We start from the raw sequence: 16990 nt of genomic DNA, 5'->3' as shown, positions 1-16990 counted from the left end.
ACAAAAACCTCCCGGCGCTCATGTCAGACACTTCAGACACTTCCTCCCAGCCCCCCCGCCCCTCCTGGCTTCAGACGCTGCGCGTATACCTGGAGCCCGCCAGCCTGCGCATGCTGACATTGGGCTTCTCAGCCGGGCTGCCGCTGCTCTTGGTGCTGGGCACGCTCTCGTTTCGCCTGCGCGAGGCGGGCATCGACCGCAGCACCATTGGTTACCTGAGCTGGGTGGGCCTGGCCTATGGCTTCAAATGGGTGTGGGCACCGCTGGTGGACCGCCTGCCCATCCCGCTGCTCACGCGGGCACTGGGGCGCCGCCGCAGTTGGCTGCTGCTATCGCAGGCGCTGGTGGTGGGCGGACTCATCGGCATGGCGCTGGCCGACCCGCGCCAAACGCTCGGGCCCATCGTGTGGTGCGCACTGGCCGTGGCATTCGGATCGGCCACGCAAGACATCGCACTCGATGCCTTCCGCATCGAATCGGCCGATGCCAACCACCAGGCGGCGCTCGCCGCCTCGTACCAAACGGGCTACCGCCTGGCGATGATCTGGGCCGGTGCGGGCGTGCTGTGGATTGCGGCACGCTCCGAAGTGGCAAGCCTGACCGCAACCTATCAGAACAACGCATGGCAGACGGCCTACCTCGTGATGGCCGCATCCATGCTGGTTGGCACGCTCTCTGCCCTGTTTTCTAAAGAGCCCATACCACGCGATATGGCCCTCGAAAAAGAGCGCTTGGCCGCATCCGCCGACGTGTTCAAGGAACAAGGCATGCGTTTTACATGGCCGCTGGCGATTGCCGCACTGGGCGTGGCGGGCCTGCTGGGTTGCATGGTCCAGCTGGCCATCTCCACGCTTTCGCCCATGGCACCCATCGGCTTCGGCATACTGACCATCGCGGGCTTTGTGGGGCTCGACCAATCCTGGGGACGACGCACGCTGATTCGCATTCCCGTTCACCGGACGGTGGCACCAGTACTGGCGTGGCTGCATCAAGCCGTATTCGAGCCCTTTGCCGACTTTGTGCACAGGTACCGTCGCCAAGCGGCACTGATCCTGGCGCTGATCGCCGTCTACCGCATCAGCGACGTGGTGATGGGCATCATGGCCAACCCGTTCTACGTGGACATGGGCTACACCAAGGACGAGGTGGCCGCCGTAACCAAGGTGTACGGCGTGATCATGACGCTGGCCGGGGCCTTCGTGGGCGGCGTGTTGTCCATGCGTTTTGGCGTGATGCGCATCCTGATGCTGGGCGCCATCCTGAGCGCCGCCAGCAACCTGCTGTTCGCATGGCTGGCGGGCCACGGGCATGATGTGACGGCGCTCATCGCCGTGGTGTCGGCCGACAACCTGGCCAGCGGCATCGCATCGGCCGCGTTCATCGCCTACCTGTCGAGCCTGACCAACGTGAGCTATTCAGCCACGCAGTACGCGCTGTTCAGCTCCATGATGCTGCTGTTGCCCAAATTCATCGCGGGCTTCTCGGGCGACTTCGTGGACGCGTTTGGCTACGCACAGTTCTTCACCTCGACGGCGCTGCTGGGGCTGCCGGTGCTGGTGCTGGTGTGGTTGGCGTCCAAGGTAAAAACAGGATCTAGCGCTTGACTATCAAGCGCAAACTGCTATCGAAATAGCAGCAATTTTTTTCCCTGTCACCCGCAACGGTTTACCGTAACTTTACGGAGGCTTCAACACGGGGAGACGCTCTGCCAAGACCATGGTGGCCTGATTCCCCGAACTACACTGCCCCATGAGCTCGCAACTGCTGATGATCGAAGACGATGCCCGCCTCGCGCAGATGGTGGGTGAGTACCTGGGCCAGTCGGGTCTGCAGGTGACGCACTGCGCGGACGGCAAGAGCGGCCTGGTGCAGTTGCAGGGGCCGGACGCCGGACCGCTGCCCGATCTGGTGATCCTGGACCTCATGCTGCCCGACATGGACGGCCTGGAGGTGTGTCGGCGCATCCGCTCGCTGCAAGGCGGTGCCGCCCAGGTGCCCGTGCTCATGCTCACCGCCAAGGGCGACCCCATGGACCGCATCATCGGCCTGGAGCTGGGCGCCGACGACTACCTGCCCAAGCCCTTCGAGCCGCGCGAGCTGCTAGCCCGCATCCGCGCCATCCTGCGCCGCCGCACCGACGGTGGCAACGCGGCGGCGGCCACCCAGGTGCTGCGCTTCGGCACGCTGGAGATCGACCGCGACGCGCGCACCGTGACGGTGGGCGGCGAGCTGGCCGACCTCACCTCCTACCAGTTCGACCTGCTGGTGGCGCTGGCCGAGCGCGCGGGCCGCGTGCTCACGCGCGACCAGATCATGGAGGCCGTGCGCGGCCGCGAGCTGGAGGCGTTTGACCGCTCCATCGATGTGCACATGGGCCGCATCCGCGCCGCCATCGAGGCCGACGCCAAGAACCCGCGCCGCATCCTCACGGTGCGTGGCGTGGGCTATGTTTTCGCCAAGCAGCAAGACTGACGGGTCCCCGGCGAAGGATGTCCCTCTCCACCCCCTTTTCACGCCGCCTGTACCTGCGCATCTGGCTGGCCGTGGTCGGCGGCATCGCGGTGCTCACGCTCACCGTGGGCTGGGCCTGGCGCATGGCCGAGGAGCAGAAGGCGCTGAACAACCAACCGTTCGTGCCGCCCTCGCGCGAGATGGTGCTGCGCGACCCCGATGGCAAGCTGCTGCTGCACGGCATGGCCACGCGCCAACCCGGTGACCCCGGTGAAGGCGCCGAATTCCGCATCGAAACCGACTCCGGCCAAGCCTTCACCCTGCAGATGGCGCCCCGCCAGCCACGGGGTGAACGCAGTGGCGGCGGCGGCGGCGGCAAGCCCGGACTGGGCCGGGGCGATGCCGCATTCTGGACGCGCCCGCCCTTTGGTTTCTTGTGGCTGCTGGGTATCGTCGGCCTGGCCGTGGCCGCCGGGGTCTATCCCATCATCCGGCGCCTCACGCAGCGGCTGGAGGCGCTGCAACGCAGCGTGCAAAAATTTGGCGAAGGCGATTTGTCGGTGCGTGTGCCCGAGCAGGGGCAAGACGAAGTGGCCGACCTGGCTCGCCAGTTCAACGCCGCTGCCGAGCGTGTAGAAACCCTTGTCAAGTCGCACAAATCGCTGCTGGCCAATGCCTCGCACGAGCTGCGCTCGCCGCTCACGCGCATCCGCATGGGGTTGGAGCTGATGGGCGGGCAGCAACCCTCGCCCGCGTTCCGCACGGAGATTTTGCGCAACATCGCCGAACTGGACCAATTGGTGGACGAGATCCTGCTGGCCAGCCGCCTCGATGCACGCGAGGCCGATGTGGGCACGGTGGAGCTGGTGGACCTGATCGGCCTGGCCGCCGAGGAATGCGCCCGCGTGGACGCCGACCTGGACGTGAGCGCCAGCCCCGACTCGCTGGAGGTGCGCGGTGTGGCCAAGCTGCTGCGCCGTGCCATCCGCAATCTGCTGGAAAACGCGCGCCGCTACAGTACCGGCGAGATCACCGTCACCGTGCACCGCCGCCAAGGGCGTGCCGAGGTGCGCGTCTGCGACCACGGCCCCGGTGTGCCGCCAGGCCAGCGCGAGCGCATTTTCGAGCCCTTTTACCGCCTGCCGGGCGCCAGCGAGCGCGCGGGCGGCGTGGGCCTGGGCCTGTCGCTGGTGCGCTCGATTGCCGGGCGCCACCAGGGCACCGTGCACTGCGAAGACCGGCCCGATGGCGCGAGCGGTGCGTGTTTTGTGCTGGCCCTGCCGCTGGCACCCACACCGGCGGCGGTGCAGCCGCCCCACTAGCAGCGACAACGCCCGGCTGTCAGCGCGCCGCCAAGGGCCAACGCCAGGCCATGGCCGCATACAACACGGCCCCCACCACCAGCGCCGCAGCGGCCACGGCCAGCCCGTAGACGAAACCCTGGCCCGGCGTGGCCGTGTGGTGCAGCATCCACGCCACCATGGGTGGGCCCACGATCTGGCCGATGCCATATGCGGCCGTGAGCAAGCCAGGAAAGCTGTCGCCCGCCGCAGGCCACACCCGCCGCGCCTCCTGCAAGGCATAGAACGTGATGGCCGTGAACGGCAGGCCCAGCAACAGGCTGCCCAGCGCAAAACCCAAAGGCCCCGGCCACACCAGGCTGAGCGCGATGGCACCCGCCTGCACCCCATAGGCCGCCATCAACAGCCAGCGCCGGTCCCACGCGGCGGGGGTGCGGGTGGACAGCAGCGCCCCCAGCGCCACGCCCGCGCCGAACAGCGGCCAGAACAGGTCCGGCCAGGGCGATCCGGCGGGCAGCGCCGCGCGCGCAATCACGGGTAAAAAAGTGGCCGTGACGATGTAGCCCAGCCCTGCGAGCCCATAGGCCAGCGTCAACCCCGTGCGCGCCAACGGCCCGTGGCCGGGCAGCGCAAGGCCCGCGGCATGCGCGGTGGCCGCCGAGGCAGGTTGGGCCACGCCCTGCAACACCGGCCAGACGGCGGCGCACAGCCCCACGCTCATCAGGCCGAACACGGCCCAGCCTGCCGCCGCAGGCCACTGCAGGGCCACCATGGCGCTGGCCGACAGGCCGGTGAGCACGATGCCCAGCCCCGGTCCGCAAAAAATCAGCCCGCCCAGCGCGGGCTGGCCCAGCGCCACCAGCCGCACCATGCACCACACCGAGACGTTGAGGAACACCATCGCGCTGGCCACCCCTGCCGCAAAGCGCAGCGCAGGCCAGGTGTCCGGCAGCGGAAGCGCCATGCCCAACGTGAGCAGCACCGTGGCCGCCAGCCCCCAGCGCGCCAACCGCGCCGCATGCCACCGCTGCCGTGCGCGGGGCGCCACCCACGGCAGCGCCATGCAGGCCAGCGCACCGATCAGGTAGCCCAGGTAGTTGGCCGTGGCCAGCCAACTGCCCCCGGCCAGCGTGATCACGCCGTCGTGCAGCATCATCGGTAGCAGCGGCGTGAAGGCAAAACGCCCGATGCCCATGGCCACCGCCAGCGCCGCCATGCCCGCCAGCGCCACGGCCAGCGGCTGGTCGGACAAGGCTGTGGTGGCGGCGGGAGCATGCGGGGCAGTTTGCGATTCCATGGCGGCATTTTCCGGTCTATGATTCTTTTTAGAGATTTATTTTTATTAAATCATCTCACAAAGAGAACAATCATGGACCTTGCTGCACTGGAAATCTTCCGCGCCGTTGCCCAGGAAGGCAGCGTGACCCGCGCTGCCGAGCGGTTGGGCCGCGTGCAGTCGAACGTGACCACGCGCGTGCAGCAACTGGAGGAGCAATTGGGCGCCACGCTGTTCCTGCGCGAGGGCAAGCGCATGGTGACCACGCCCGCCGGTGAGTCGCTGCGCGGCTATGCCGACCGCCTGCTGGCGCTGGCCGAAGAAGCGCGCCAGTCGGTGCACCCCGGCCAGCCCGCTGGCCGCCTGCGCCTGGGCGCGATGGAAAGCACCGCCGCCGCGCGCCTGCCGCAGCCGCTGGCACGCTTGCACGCGCAATGGCCGGGGCTGGTGCTGGATCTGAGCACCGCGCCCTCACGCCAATTGGTGGAACAGGTGCTGTCCCACACCATCGACTGCGCCCTGGTCGCCTGGCCGCCCCCTGGCGTGGATGCCGACGCGCCGGTGGAGCGCACCGCCGTGTTCACAGAATCCCTTCTGCTGGCCCTGCCCGCCAACCACCCGCCCGTGCACACCCCCCAAGACCTGCAACTGGACACGCTGGCCGCTTTCGGCAACGGCTGCACCTACCGCCGCATGGGCGAGTCCTTCATGCAGCAAAAGAGCGGCACGCCACCGCAGGTGCTGGAGCTGGCCTCGTACCACGCCATCCTGGCCTGTGTGGCGGCCGGGCGCTGCGCGGGCGTGGTGCCGCAGGCCGTCATCGACCTGATGCGCGAGCCCCCGGCCCTGCGCCTGGTGCCGCTGACGACCTGCGGCACCGTGCTGGTGCAACGGCGCGGCTACCAGTCGCCCGCGCTGGAGGCGCTGCTGGCGGCACTGCAGGCCAGCGCAGCACCCCGCCCATCCCGTTCCATTGCCTGACAGGAGTTCCTGATGCTTTCTTCTTCCCCGATCACCGCCCGCCTCGGCCTTGCGCTCCCCATCGTCCAAGGCCCCATGACCGGCTCCGACACGCCCGCACTGGCCGCCGCCGTGTCCCAGGCCGGGGGCCTGGGCATGCTGGGCTGCGGCATGCGCTCGCCCGCTGCCATGACCGAAGCGGCTGCCGAAGTACGGCGGCGCACCGACAAGCCCTTTGGCATGAACCTGTTCGTGCAAACCACGCCCACACCCGACGAAGCCACGGTGTTGGCCGCGCTGCAGCGCCTGGCGCCGCTCTATGCCGAGTTTGGCCTGGTGCCCGAGCGGCCCGCGCAGTGGTGCGAGGACTTCGCCGCACAGTTCGAGGCCCTCGTGGCCGCGCGGCCCACGGTGGCCAGCTTTACCTTCGGCATCCTCTCGGCTGCGCAGGTGGCGCGGCTGCAGGCAGCGGGGAGCTATGTCATCGGCACCGCCACCACGGTGGCCGAGGCCCGCGCCTGGGCCGCCGTGGGGGCGGATGCGGTCTGCGCCTCGGGCATGGAATCCGGCGGGCACCGGGGCACCTTCTTGTCGCCCGGCCACGACGCGCCGCCGCCCGGCGGGCCGTCGGTGGACGACTTCGAGGCCAGCATGGTGGGCACGCTGACGCTGGTGCGGCAATGCGCCGACGCGCTGTCCATCCCTGTGATCGCGGCGGGCGGCATCATGGACGGGCGCGGCATTGCGGGCGCGCTGGCCCTGGGCGCCCAGGCGGTGCAGATGGGCACGGCCTTTCTGGCTTGCCCCGAGTCGGGCATCGGCCCGGCCTACCGCACAGCGCTGACCCAGGCCGGGGCCACCGACACCCGCACCACGCGCATCTTTTCGGGCCGGCCGGCGCGCGGCATCGTGAACACCATGATGGACCGGCTGCGGGCCGACGAGCGCACCGTGCCGCCCTACCCCATTCAGAACGCCCTGACGGGCGCGCTGCGCCGCGCAGCGGCCCAGGCGGGCCGGGCCGACCACCTGTCGCTGTGGGCGGGCCAGGGCGTGGCCCAGGTGCGACCGCTGCCTGCGGCCGAGCTGATGGCGGTGCTGGAGCAGGAGCTGCAGGCAGCCAGCGCCTGAAGATTGCTATATCTTTGATAGCTGCTTGCGCTTATCCATCCGGCGCAAACGGCCATTTTCATCACAACCCAGGGCCCTGCCCTGTCAGTTCTTCCAGGGCAGTTCGCGCGCGGGGCCCTGGATGACCGGTGCCTGCGCATTCAGGGTTTCGCCCGCCAGCACGCGCTCATACATGCGCAGGTAGTTGCGCGCCATGCGCTCGGCGCCAAAGTGCTCAACCACATGCGCGTGGCAAGCGCGGGGGTCGAAGTGGTTGCCCTGCACAGCCTCGGCCAGCACGCTCGCCTCGACCGACAGCACGCCGCAGTGCACCGGCACCAGCTCGGGCAGCGCGCCGTAGGGCGTGGAAAACACGGGGCAGCCGAAATACAGGCTCTCGATCACCGCCAGGCCAAAAGGCTCATGCCAGCGCACAGGAAAGATCAGTCCGCGCGAGGCGTTGAGCAGGCTGGTCTTCTGCGTGCCGCCCACCATGCCGTGGAAGTGGATCTTGCGCGACAAGGTCCAGCGGAAACCGCGCTTGAAGTTGATGCGGTCACCGCCCAACACATCCAGCTCCACCCCCGCCAGCTTGGCCACACGGATGGCGCCGCGCACGTTCTTCACACCCCAGGCCGCCTTGCCCAGGAAGTGGTAGTGCGGGCGCGACCGGTTGAAATCCACCGGACCGTAGCCGCTCCAGTCCAGGCCGTTATAGACAAACTCGGTAGAGCCGTAGCGCGCCGCATGGTCGCGCGAGAGGAACACCGTGTTGCGCGGCAGCGGCTTGGGCTTGCGCGCGTTGCCGTGTTCGGTCACGAGGTAGGGTTTGGTCAGCTCGGTGCGCGGGTTGAACTGGAAATGCGTGATGTCCACATCGGCCGGAATCTGCTTCTCCCAGGGCGCATCGGGCCGGATGGGCAGCACATGGCCGAAATCACAACTCGACCCCTCGGGCACCAGGTAGCTCACGCGGTGGCCTTGCTGCACCAAGGTCTTGCCCAGGTCCCAGATCACGCGCTCGGTGCCGCCGTAGCCGTACACGGGGATAGGAGAGTTGTTGACCAGCAGGATGTGCATGGCAGGAGTCCTTCAGGTTCAGGAAATGGCAGCCGCCGGTTGTAGCGCCCGGGCACGGTGTCGGCCTTGCAATATGGCCAGCACCAGCATGCACATGAAAAGGTAGAACATGGTGCCGCTGTTGTGCCCCAAAAACACCTGTGTGACGCCAAAGCCCATGTACGACACCGGCAGCAGCACGCCCACCAGCCTCAGGCACAGCCCTTCCTCATCCAGCGGCCCCGAGGGATTCGGAAAAACGCGCCGCCGCGTGGGCCAAAACAGCACCAGCGGCACGCCGTAGAACAGCAGCAGCACCGCCACGCCGGGCAGGCCGCGTTTGGCAAAAATATCCAGCACCTCGTTGTGGGCGTGGCTGAATTGCAGGACAAAAGGATGGGCCTCACCGGCTGCCACGCGGCGCTGCTTTTCCGCCTCGTAGCCATAACGCCCCCAACCCGTCAGCGGCCGGTCTGCGCCCATGGCCCAGGCAAGCTTCCAATGCGCCAGCCTCTGGCCCACCGAGCTGGCGGCGTCTCCGCTGGCCTCGTACTCGGTGATCTCCTGAAACGCCTCGCCAACCCGCAGGCGCACATCATGGGCCTTGAACGCCATGAGCCCCGCCACACCGGCCACCACAAGGGCCGCGCCCACCACCGCCAGTTTGCGCTGTCCAAAGCGCGCTTGTAACCAGGCGCACAAAGGCAGGGCCAACGGCAGCACCAGCCAACCGCCGCGCGACTCGGACAACAACGACCCCTGAAAGCCCAGCAGAATGCAAAGCGCCCACGCCACACGTTGCCAAGGCTTCCACCGGTCCCACTGCACCAGCAACGCGGCCGAACACATCAACCCGAGCAAGAGGCTGAGCCCTCCGTACTGGATGGCATTGGTGTAGCCATTGGCGCGCGGCATGTGCTGCACCATGGCCTGGTACATCCCGATGCACCCTGCGCCACAAGCGCCTATCGCCAAGCCCAACCAGAGCATGCGCGCACGGGGCGGGTAGGCCACCACATAAAGAAGGCAGGGCAAGGCCAGCAGGTACTTGGCAGGCCGGTCCAGGTCGGACCAACTGCCCTGCCCCGCATCAAAGTCAAGCGCCCACACAACCCCCATCGCCAACACCGAGGCGAAGAGCCACCAGGTATCGCGCCCCGGAGGCCGGCGCAACCACACGCCAGCGGTGGCAAAGCTGCATATCAGCAACACCGCCGCCCCCCAGGAATACCCAGAGCGCATCCACAGGGCCAAGCCCGGCACCATCAACGCCGCAACGCCCGATGCACGCTCGAAAAAAACATCTGACTTGTTCAACGGCGCACGCTTTCGCTCAGTTGATCCCGGTCGTATTCCAGGGCCGCGTACCGGAAAAAAGCCTCCAGGGCCACGAACAGGCAGTACAGAAAACCCGCTCCTCCGCACAGAAAGCCCAGGCGGAACACATACAAACGCAAGAACATGGAAAGCCCCGACGCCAGCCCCCGCAGCACCCCGCCACGCTTGCCCGCCGCAGCCCGCTTGGCAGCACCCAGCATCACGTACTGCGTGAGCTTTTCCAGGCTGCCACGCACCGTGGTGCGGGAGTAGTGCAAGAGGCGCGCTTTGATGAGACGGCGCGGCACCGCCCCGCCGCCGGGCAGGGGATGCAGCTCGGCCTGCTCGTGCACAACGCCGGTGAACTCCCGCACCAGCGCCCGCACAAAAAGCCGCTCGATCTGCGACTGCGAGCGAAAGTACTTGAGCTCGTGCCCATAGGCCACCATGCGCCAGCGGATGGTCCACACGGCCTGCGCGCCAGAACGCACGATGGCCTGCAGCTCTTGGGCGAACGCAGGCGTCATCACTTCGTCGGCATCCAGGAAGAACACATAGTCGCCACGCGAATGCGCCAACAACCGGTTGCGCTGCACGGCAAAACCCTGCCAGTCAGGGTAGCTGTGCACCTCGGCGCCCAGGCGCGTGGCAATGGCCACGGTGTCGTCCGTGCTGCCGCTGTCCACCACCAAAAGCTGGTCGGCAAACGCGGCACTCTTCAAGCAGGCTTCAATGCGGTGCGCCTCGTTGTGGGTCAGCACCGCAACGGTCAACGTGGGCGGCGCCGAGGCCGCGCCGGTGGCAACTGGCATCAATCAGTGGCCAGCGTGCACGTGCTCGCCCGCTTTCAGGCGATAGACGGTTCCGCAGTACGGGCACTTGGCTTCACCCGTGCGGGCCACGTCCAGGTACACCTTGGGGTGGCTGTTCCACAGCTTCATGTCGGCCTTGGGGCTGGGGCAGAAAACGCCGCCTTGTGCATTCAGGTCTTTGGCCAGGAGTTCTACGGAAGCTTGCGACATGTTCTTCAGACCTTGGTGAGCCAGTGGGCGTAGTTGGAGTTGCGGCCGTTCACGATGTCGAAGAAGGCGCTTTGGATTTTTTCGGTGATCGGGCCGCGCGATCCGCTGCCCAGTTCGATGCGGTCGAGTTCGCGGATGGGCGTGACTTCGGCGGCCGTGCCGGTGAAGAAGGCTTCGTCGGCGATGTAGACCTCGTCGCGCGTGATGCGCTTTTGCACGATCTCCAGGCCCAGGTCCTTGGCGATGTGGAACACCGTGTTGCGGGTGATGCCGTTCAGGGCACCGGCCGACAGGTCGGGCGTGTAGATCACGCCGTTCTTGATGACGAAGATGTTCTCGCCCGCGCCTTCGCTCACAAAACCGCTGCTGTCGAGCAGCAGGGCTTCGTCGTAGCCGTCGTCCAGCGCTTCCATGTTGGCCAGGATGGAGTTGGTGTAGTTGCTCACCGCCTTGGCCTGCGTCATGGTGATGTTGACGTGGTGGCGGGTGTAGCTGCTGGTCTTGACGCGGATGCCGCGCTTCATGCCCTCTTCGCCCAAATAGGCGCCCCAGGCCCAGGCGGCCACCATCAGGTGGATCTGATTGCCCTTGGGCGAAACACCCAGCTTTTGCGAGCCGATCCAGGTCAATGGGCGCAGATAGCAGGATTCGAGCTTGTTTTCGCGCACCACGGCCTTCTGGGCCTCGTTCACTTCTTCCTTGGTGAACGGGATCTTCATGCGCAGGATCTTGGCGCTGTTGAACAGGCGGTCGGTGTGCTCTTCAAGGCGGAAGATGGCGGTGCCGTTCGCCGTGTTGTAGGCGCGCACGCCTTCGAAGGCGCCGCAGCCGTAGTGCAGGGTGTGGGTCAGCACATGGATCTTGGCGTCGCGCCAATCGACCATCTGGCCGTCCATCCATATCTTGCCGTCACGATCGGCCATCGAGGGAATTACGGGGCTCATGGGTATCCTTTTGGTTGCTGTGGGTCGCAGACCTCCGATTTTACGGGCGCGCGCCGCAGCAGGGCGCAACCCCCCAGGGGCCACTCGGCCAATCGCCCCGCAAGGGCCCTCAGCCCTGGGGCTCAGCGGCGGCTTCGCCCTCAGGTCGCACCAGCGTCCACTTCACCAGCTTGCCGTGGCGAAACTCGCAAGTCACATGCGAGCGGGTGCCGTCCGTCCAGCGATAGATCTCGGGGTCAGCCCCCTCGGTGGACAACTGCTCGCCCAGCGCCTGCGTCATCGCCACCACATGCATCAGGTTGACGCCTTCGGCCAGCCGCGCATTGAGCATGACTGCGCTGCCCACATAGCCGATGGGCCGTTTGGCGGCTTTCCTCATCACGTTCATGAGCCGCGTGAAGTGCAGCAGGGCCCACATCATCAGCCCGCCGACAACCGCCGCCACGCCAGCCCAGCCGTAGGCCGTAAAACCAAACCCAAGCAGGGCCACAGCCCCCAGGGGCACCAGGATATTGCGCAAATTCATGGGGTGATTGTCTTATGGCGCTGCATGGCCGGTGCTGTGGGGATTGCGTAGATCCATCCGCCTACAGCCCGCGCACCACATTCATCGCCTCTTCCACCCGCTCCACCGCGTGGATGGTCAGCCCCTCGATGGGTTTCTTGGGTGCATTGGCCTTGGGCACCACCGCCACGCTGAAACCAAGCTTGGCGGCTTCCTTCAGGCGCTCTTGGCCGCGCGGCGCGGGCCGCACCTCGCCCGCCAGGCCCACTTCGCCAAAAGCCAAAAAGCCGCGTGGCAGGGCCTTGCCGCGCAGGCTGGAGGTGATGGACAGCATCACCGCCAGGTCGGCCGCAGGCTCGCTGATGCGCACGCCACCCACGGCGTTCACGAACACGTCCTGGTCCATGCAGGCCACGCCCGCGTGGCGGTGCAGCACAGCGAGCAGCATGGCCAGGCGGTCCTTGTCCAGGCCCACGGACAGGCGCCGGGGGCTGGGGCCGCCGCTGTCGACCAGCGCCTGGATTTCCACCAGCAGCGGGCGCGTGCCCTCAAGCGTCACCATCACACAACTGCCCGGCACGGGCTCAGAGTGTTGCGAGAGGAAGATGGCGCTCGGGTTGCTCACGCCCTTGAGGCCCTTTTCCGTCATGGCGAACACGCCGATCTCGTTGACGGCGCCAAAGCGGTTTTTGATGGCGCGCACCAGGCGGAACTGGCTGTGTGTGTCGCCCTCGAAATACAGCACCGTGTCCACCATGTGCTCCAGCACGCGCGGGCCAGCCAGGGCGCCTTCCTTGGTCACATGCCCCACCAGCACGATGGCCACGCCCGAGGCCTTGGCGCAGCGCGTGAGGTGTGCCGCGCACTCGCGCACCTGGGCCACCGAGCCTGGGGCCGAGGTGAGCTGGTCGGAATACACGGTCTGGATGGAGTCGATCACCGCCACGGCGGGCTGCATGGTTTCGATGGTGGCGAGGATCTTTTCGAGCTGGATCTCGGCCAGCACGTTGACCTGGCTGTGGTCCAACCCCAGGCGGCGCGAGCGCAGGGCCACCTGGGCACCGCTCTCCTCGCCCGTCACGTAGAGCGTGGGCAGGCCCACCCGTTGCAGCGCATCCAGCGCCTGCAGTAGCAGCGTGGATTTGCCAATGCCCGGGTCTCCGCCGATCAGCACCACGCCGCCTTCCACAATGCCGCCGCCCAGCACACGATCGAGCTCGTCGATGCCACTGGCGGTGCGCTCCACGTCGCTGGCCTCGATGGCCGACAACGGCATCACCGCCTGTGCCTGCGCCAGGCCCGCAAACTGCGAGCCGCTGTAGCGGTTCTTGCCCGGCCCAGCGCTCGCCGCCTGCTCGATGAGTGTGTTCCAGGCACCGCAGGCCGGGCATTTGCCCAGCCAGCGCGGGCTGGTGCCGCCGCATTCGGTGCAGGTGAACGTGGATTTTTCTTTGGCCATGGCAGATAGAAAGCGAGACGGCAGTCCCAACGGGAGGCAGCCGACTATAGCGGCCTGCGCCTGCAAGCGCGGGCAACACCCCGTACGATGGCGGGCCTGGCATCGCCGCAAGGAGTTCAGATTGCAAACCCCCTCCAACCCCTTCAAACAGGCCCTGGCCCAGGGCCAGGCGCAAATCGGCCTGTGGCTCGGCCTGGCCGACGCCTACAGCGCGGAGATCATCGCGGGCACCGGCTACGACTGGCTGCTGGTGGACGGCGAGCACGCCCCCAACGACCTGCGCTCCATCCTGCACCAGTTGCAGGCCATTGCCAGCGCCACCAGTGCCCTGCCGCCCGGCACGCCCGCGCCCCACCCCATTGCGCGCGTGCCGGTGGGCGACACGGCGCTCATCAAACAATACCTCGACATTGGCGCGCAGACGCTGCTGGTGCCCATGGTAGATACGCCCGAGCAGGCCCAGCAACTGGTGCGCGCCACGCGCTACGCACCCGAAGGTGTGCGCGGCATGGGCAGCGCGCTGGCCCGCTCGTCGCGCTGGCAGGCCTACCCGCAGTACGTGCACGAGGCCAACCAGCAGGTCTGCCTGCTGGTGCAGGCCGAAACCGTGGAAGCAATGCGCAACCTTGACGCCATTGCCGCCACACCGGGCGTGGACGGCGTGTTCATCGGCCCGGCCGACCTGTCAGCGTCGATGGGCCACCCCGGCAACCCTGGGCACCCCGACGTGCAGGCTGCCATCCACGACGGCATTGCGCGCATCCTGCGTGCAGGCAAGGCGCCGGGCATCCTGGCCACCAGCGAGGCGCAGGCGCGCCAGTGGCTGGCGGCGGGCGCGCTGTTTGTGGCCGTGGGGGTCGATACCATGCTGCTGGCCAGTGCCGCCCAGGCATTGCTGGCACGGTTTCGCACCGGCACGACCAGCACACCAGCACACCCGGCGGGCTACTGAATCGTCGGCCATCACACCACACAAAAAACAAAGGCTCTGCAACTATGAAAGCATGTATTTACGGCGCGGGCGCCATCGGCGGTTGGCTTGGCGTGGCACTGGCCCAGGCGGGCAGCAACCTGAGCCTGGTGGCGCGCGGCGCCACGCTGGCGGCCTTGCAGGCCGAGGGTTTGCGCCTGCGGCGGCCAGACGGCACGGTGGTGCAGGTGGCTGTTACGGCCCACGCCGACCCAGCCGCGCTGGGTGTGCAAGACCTGGTCGTCGTGGCCGTCAAGGCGCCCGGCCTGCCCGAGGTAGCGCGCGCCATGGCCCCGTTGATCGGCCCCCACACCCTTGTGCTCACGGCCATGAACGGCGTGCCCTGGTGGTTTCTGGACGGCTTTGGCGGCGCAGCCCAGGGGCATGCGCTCGAATCCGTGGACGCTGGCGGCGTGATTGCCGACGCCATCCCCGCACGCAACGTGGTGGGCAGCGTGGTGCACACCAGCTGCTCACTGGAAGCGCCGGGCTTCGTCAAACAGCATTTCGGAAACCGCCTGATCGTGGGCGAGCCCGACGGCGCCCGCAGCGCCCGCGTGCTGGCCCTGACCGACACGCTGCAGCGCGGCGGCATCGACGTGGAGGTGTCGGACCGCATCCAGAAAGACATCTGGTTCAAGCTGTGGGGCAACCTCACCATGAACCCGATCAGCGCACTCACCGGCGCCACCACCGACCGCATCCTGGACGACGACCTGGTGCGCAGCTTTGTCAGCGCCGTGATGCTGGAGGCCAAGGCCATCGGCGAAAAGCTGGGCCTGCCCATCGACCAGCAACCGGAGGACCGCCACGCCGTCACGCGCAAGCTGGGCGCTTTCAAAACATCGATGCTGCAGGATGTGGAGGCGAACAAGCCCATGGAGATCGACGCCCTGGTAGGCGCCGTGCACGAGCTGGGCCAGATCACCCACACGCCCACACCCCACACCGATGCGCTGCTGGGCCTGGTGCGCCTGATGGCGCGAACGCGGAACCTCTACTGAAGAAGAGTTTTAAGCAGAATCGGGCTCTAGCGCTTATTCAACAAGCGCTAACAGCTATTAATTTTATAGCAAACATCTATGGCCACCCTTACGCTTTACTACACCCCCGGCACCTGCGCGCAGGCCGTGCGCATCGCCCTGGAAGAGGCCGGTGCCGAACACCAACTGGTGCGCATCGACTTTGCCAGCGGCCAGCAGCGCACGCCCGAATACCTCGCCATCAACCCCAAGGGCCGGGTGCCCGCCCTGGCCACCGAACACGGCACCCTGACCGAAACGTCCGCGCTGCTGGCCTACGTGGCGCAGCGATTTCCTGAAGCGTGCCTCGCGCCCACCGATGCCCACGGCTTTGCGCGCCTGCAGGAGTTTCACAGCTACCTCGCGTCCACGGTGCACATCGCCCATGCACACCGCCCCCGCGCCAGCCGCTGGGCCGACGAGCCCGAGGCCATTGCCGCCATCCAGCGCAAGGTGCCGCAGAACATGACCGAGTGCTTTCAATTCATCGAGGACCACTATTTGGGCGATGGCCCCTGGGTCATGGGAAAGCAATACACCGTGGCCGACGGGTATCTGTTCACCATCGCGGGCTGGCTCAAGAGCGATAGCGTGGACATCGCCCAGTTCCCCAAGGTGTTTGCGCACACGCAGCGCATGCTGGAGCGCCCGGCGGTGCAACGCGCGCTGGCATAACCCACGCGCAGCAAAACAAAAAGCCCCGCAGCGAATGCGCGGGGCTTTGCAGCGTCTGGCCGGGTGCCTTGCACCCTCACCCACCGTTCACGCTGAGCCTGTCGAAGCGCAGCGCTGCGCTTCGACAGGCTCAGCCCGAACGGACGGGGAGTGCACAACGTCCCGCCACCTCAATTCACCTTGAGATACCGCCAGTCGATGCGGTTGTCCGCACGGTGGATGATCTCCACCTTCTTGGACCCGGCCCACGGAATCACCTGGTTGTACAGCGGGATGTGCGAGATCAGCTCGTGCTCCTTGATCAGCGCCTGTTCGATCAGCTTGTTGCGCGTGGGCGCGTCGGTTTCCTTCTTCACGCGCTCGATCAGCGCGTCCATCTGCGGGTCGGAGAAGCGGCCCAGGTTGAAGTTGCCGTCACCGCCTGCGCCGGGTGAGCGCACCAGCGACTGCAGGCTGTAGAACGCATCGAACGTGGGCACGCCCCAGCCCAGCAGGTAGATGCTGGCCTCGTTGCGCTGGATCATCGGGAAGTAGGTGGCAAACGGCAGCGAGCGCAGCTTGGGCTTGATGCCCACCTTGGCCCAGTGCGAGGTGATGGCCTGGCACAGTTGCTCATCGTTGATGTAGCGGCCCGCGCTGCAGGCAAAGTCCACCTCGAAGCCATTGGGGTAGCCCGCTTCGGCCAGCAGCTTTTGGGCAGCCTTGGGGTCGTAGGGGTAACGCACGTCGGCCTTCTTGGTCCAGCCGTTGACCTGGTTGGCGACCAGTGCGCCCGTGGGCTGAGCCAGGCCACGCAGCACCACACGCTGGATGGCGTTGATGTCGATCGCCTGGTACAGCGCCTTGCGCACGCGCAGGTCCTTGAGCGGGTTCTTGCCCTTCACGTCCGAGCCGGGCAGCTCGTCGCGGAACTGGTCCA

The 16990-nt window shown here is 67.0% G+C and carries 17 protein-coding genes; 8 read left to right on the top strand and 9 right to left on the bottom strand.

Annotated features, from left to right (window positions below):
• Window positions 1–20 precede the first annotated feature (20 nt).
• From Q0105_RS15705 to Q0105_RS15695, 3 genes are all read left to right on the top strand, one after another.
• A complete protein-coding gene (locus Q0105_RS15705) occupies window positions 21–1604 on the top strand; it encodes a permease (protein ID WP_298213072.1) in 1584 nt (527 codons plus the stop codon).
• 145 nt (window positions 1605–1749) lie between these two features.
• A complete protein-coding gene (locus tag Q0105_RS15700; protein ID WP_298213071.1) occupies window positions 1750–2472 on the top strand; it encodes a response regulator transcription factor in 723 nt (240 codons plus the stop codon).
• A gap of 17 nt (window positions 2473–2489) precedes the next feature.
• Window positions 2490–3773, top strand: a complete 1284-nt coding sequence (locus Q0105_RS15695) for an ATP-binding protein (protein ID WP_298213070.1) — start codon at window positions 2490–2492, stop codon at window positions 3771–3773.
• Between the two features lie 19 nt (window positions 3774–3792).
• On the opposite strand, the gene Q0105_RS15690 is transcribed toward Q0105_RS15695, so the two are convergent.
• A complete protein-coding gene (locus Q0105_RS15690; protein WP_298213069.1) occupies window positions 3793–5049 on the bottom strand; it encodes a YbfB/YjiJ family MFS transporter in 1257 nt (418 codons plus the stop codon).
• Between the two features lie 72 nt (window positions 5050–5121).
• On the opposite strand from Q0105_RS15690, the gene Q0105_RS15685 reads away from it, so the two are divergent.
• A complete protein-coding gene (locus Q0105_RS15685) occupies window positions 5122–6009 on the top strand; it encodes a LysR family transcriptional regulator (RefSeq protein WP_298213068.1) in 888 nt (295 codons plus the stop codon).
• A 12-nt stretch (window positions 6010–6021) separates the two neighbouring features.
• Window positions 6022–7119 (top strand): nitronate monooxygenase, encoded by a 1098-nt coding sequence (locus Q0105_RS15680; protein ID WP_298213067.1) that lies wholly within the window; start codon window positions 6022–6024, stop codon window positions 7117–7119.
• Window positions 7120–7203: 84 nt separating this feature from the next.
• Here the strand turns inward: Q0105_RS15680 and Q0105_RS15675 are convergent, their stop codons facing one another.
• The 7 genes from Q0105_RS15675 to radA form a co-directional block, all read right to left on the bottom strand.
• Window positions 7204–8178 (bottom strand): glycosyltransferase, encoded by a 975-nt coding sequence (locus Q0105_RS15675; protein WP_298213066.1) that lies wholly within the window; start codon window positions 8176–8178, stop codon window positions 7204–7206.
• Window positions 8179–8196: 18 nt separating this feature from the next.
• Window positions 8197–9474 (bottom strand): O-antigen ligase family protein, encoded by a 1278-nt coding sequence (locus tag Q0105_RS15670; protein ID WP_298213065.1) that lies wholly within the window; start codon window positions 9472–9474, stop codon window positions 8197–8199.
• Window positions 9471–10286: a glycosyltransferase family 2 protein gene (locus Q0105_RS15665; RefSeq protein ID WP_298213064.1), complete on the bottom strand. Its 816-nt coding sequence runs from the start codon at window positions 10284–10286 to the stop codon at window positions 9471–9473. The genes Q0105_RS15670 and Q0105_RS15665 overlap by 4 nt, the downstream gene beginning before the upstream one ends.
• 3 nt (window positions 10287–10289) lie before the next feature.
• Window positions 10290–10496, bottom strand: coding sequence for a zinc-finger domain-containing protein (locus Q0105_RS15660; RefSeq protein ID WP_124514066.1), 207 nt, complete (start codon window positions 10494–10496; stop codon window positions 10290–10292).
• Between the two features lie 5 nt (window positions 10497–10501).
• Window positions 10502–11440, bottom strand: coding sequence for a branched-chain amino acid transaminase (locus tag Q0105_RS15655; RefSeq protein ID WP_298213063.1), 939 nt, complete (start codon window positions 11438–11440; stop codon window positions 10502–10504).
• A 109-nt stretch (window positions 11441–11549) separates the two neighbouring features.
• Window positions 11550–11966 (bottom strand): glycerate kinase, encoded by a 417-nt coding sequence (locus Q0105_RS15650; protein WP_298213062.1) that lies wholly within the window; start codon window positions 11964–11966, stop codon window positions 11550–11552.
• A gap of 61 nt (window positions 11967–12027) precedes the next feature.
• Window positions 12028–13404: a DNA repair protein RadA gene (gene radA, locus Q0105_RS15645; protein ID WP_298213061.1), complete on the bottom strand. Its 1377-nt coding sequence runs from the start codon at window positions 13402–13404 to the stop codon at window positions 12028–12030.
• Between the two features lie 121 nt (window positions 13405–13525).
• On the opposite strand from radA, the gene hpaI reads away from it, so the two are divergent.
• From hpaI to Q0105_RS15630, 3 genes are all read left to right on the top strand, one after another.
• Window positions 13526–14356 carry a 4-hydroxy-2-oxoheptanedioate aldolase gene (gene hpaI, locus Q0105_RS15640; protein WP_298213060.1) on the top strand — a complete coding sequence of 277 codons (831 nt, stop codon included), beginning with the start codon at window positions 13526–13528 and terminating at the stop codon, window positions 14354–14356.
• A gap of 44 nt (window positions 14357–14400) precedes the next feature.
• Complete coding sequence (locus Q0105_RS15635; RefSeq protein WP_298213059.1) at window positions 14401–15378, top strand: 2-dehydropantoate 2-reductase; 978 nt, start codon at window positions 14401–14403, stop codon at window positions 15376–15378.
• A gap of 78 nt (window positions 15379–15456) precedes the next feature.
• Entirely contained in the window at window positions 15457–16071 is a 615-nt protein-coding gene (locus tag Q0105_RS15630; RefSeq protein WP_298213058.1) for a glutathione S-transferase N-terminal domain-containing protein, read from the top strand.
• A 170-nt stretch (window positions 16072–16241) separates the two neighbouring features.
• On the opposite strand, the gene Q0105_RS15625 is transcribed toward Q0105_RS15630, so the two are convergent.
• A partial coding sequence (locus Q0105_RS15625; protein ID WP_298213057.1) for an ABC transporter substrate-binding protein occupies window positions 16242–16990 on the bottom strand: 749 nt, incomplete at its 5' end.

The organism is Acidovorax sp., assembly GCF_027492855.1.
In the GTDB taxonomy this organism is placed as follows: Bacteria; Pseudomonadota; Gammaproteobacteria; order Burkholderiales; family Burkholderiaceae_C; genus Acidovorax.
The sequence above is the reverse complement of the archived record's forward strand: the minus strand, read 5'-3'. Positions and strand labels throughout refer to the sequence as shown.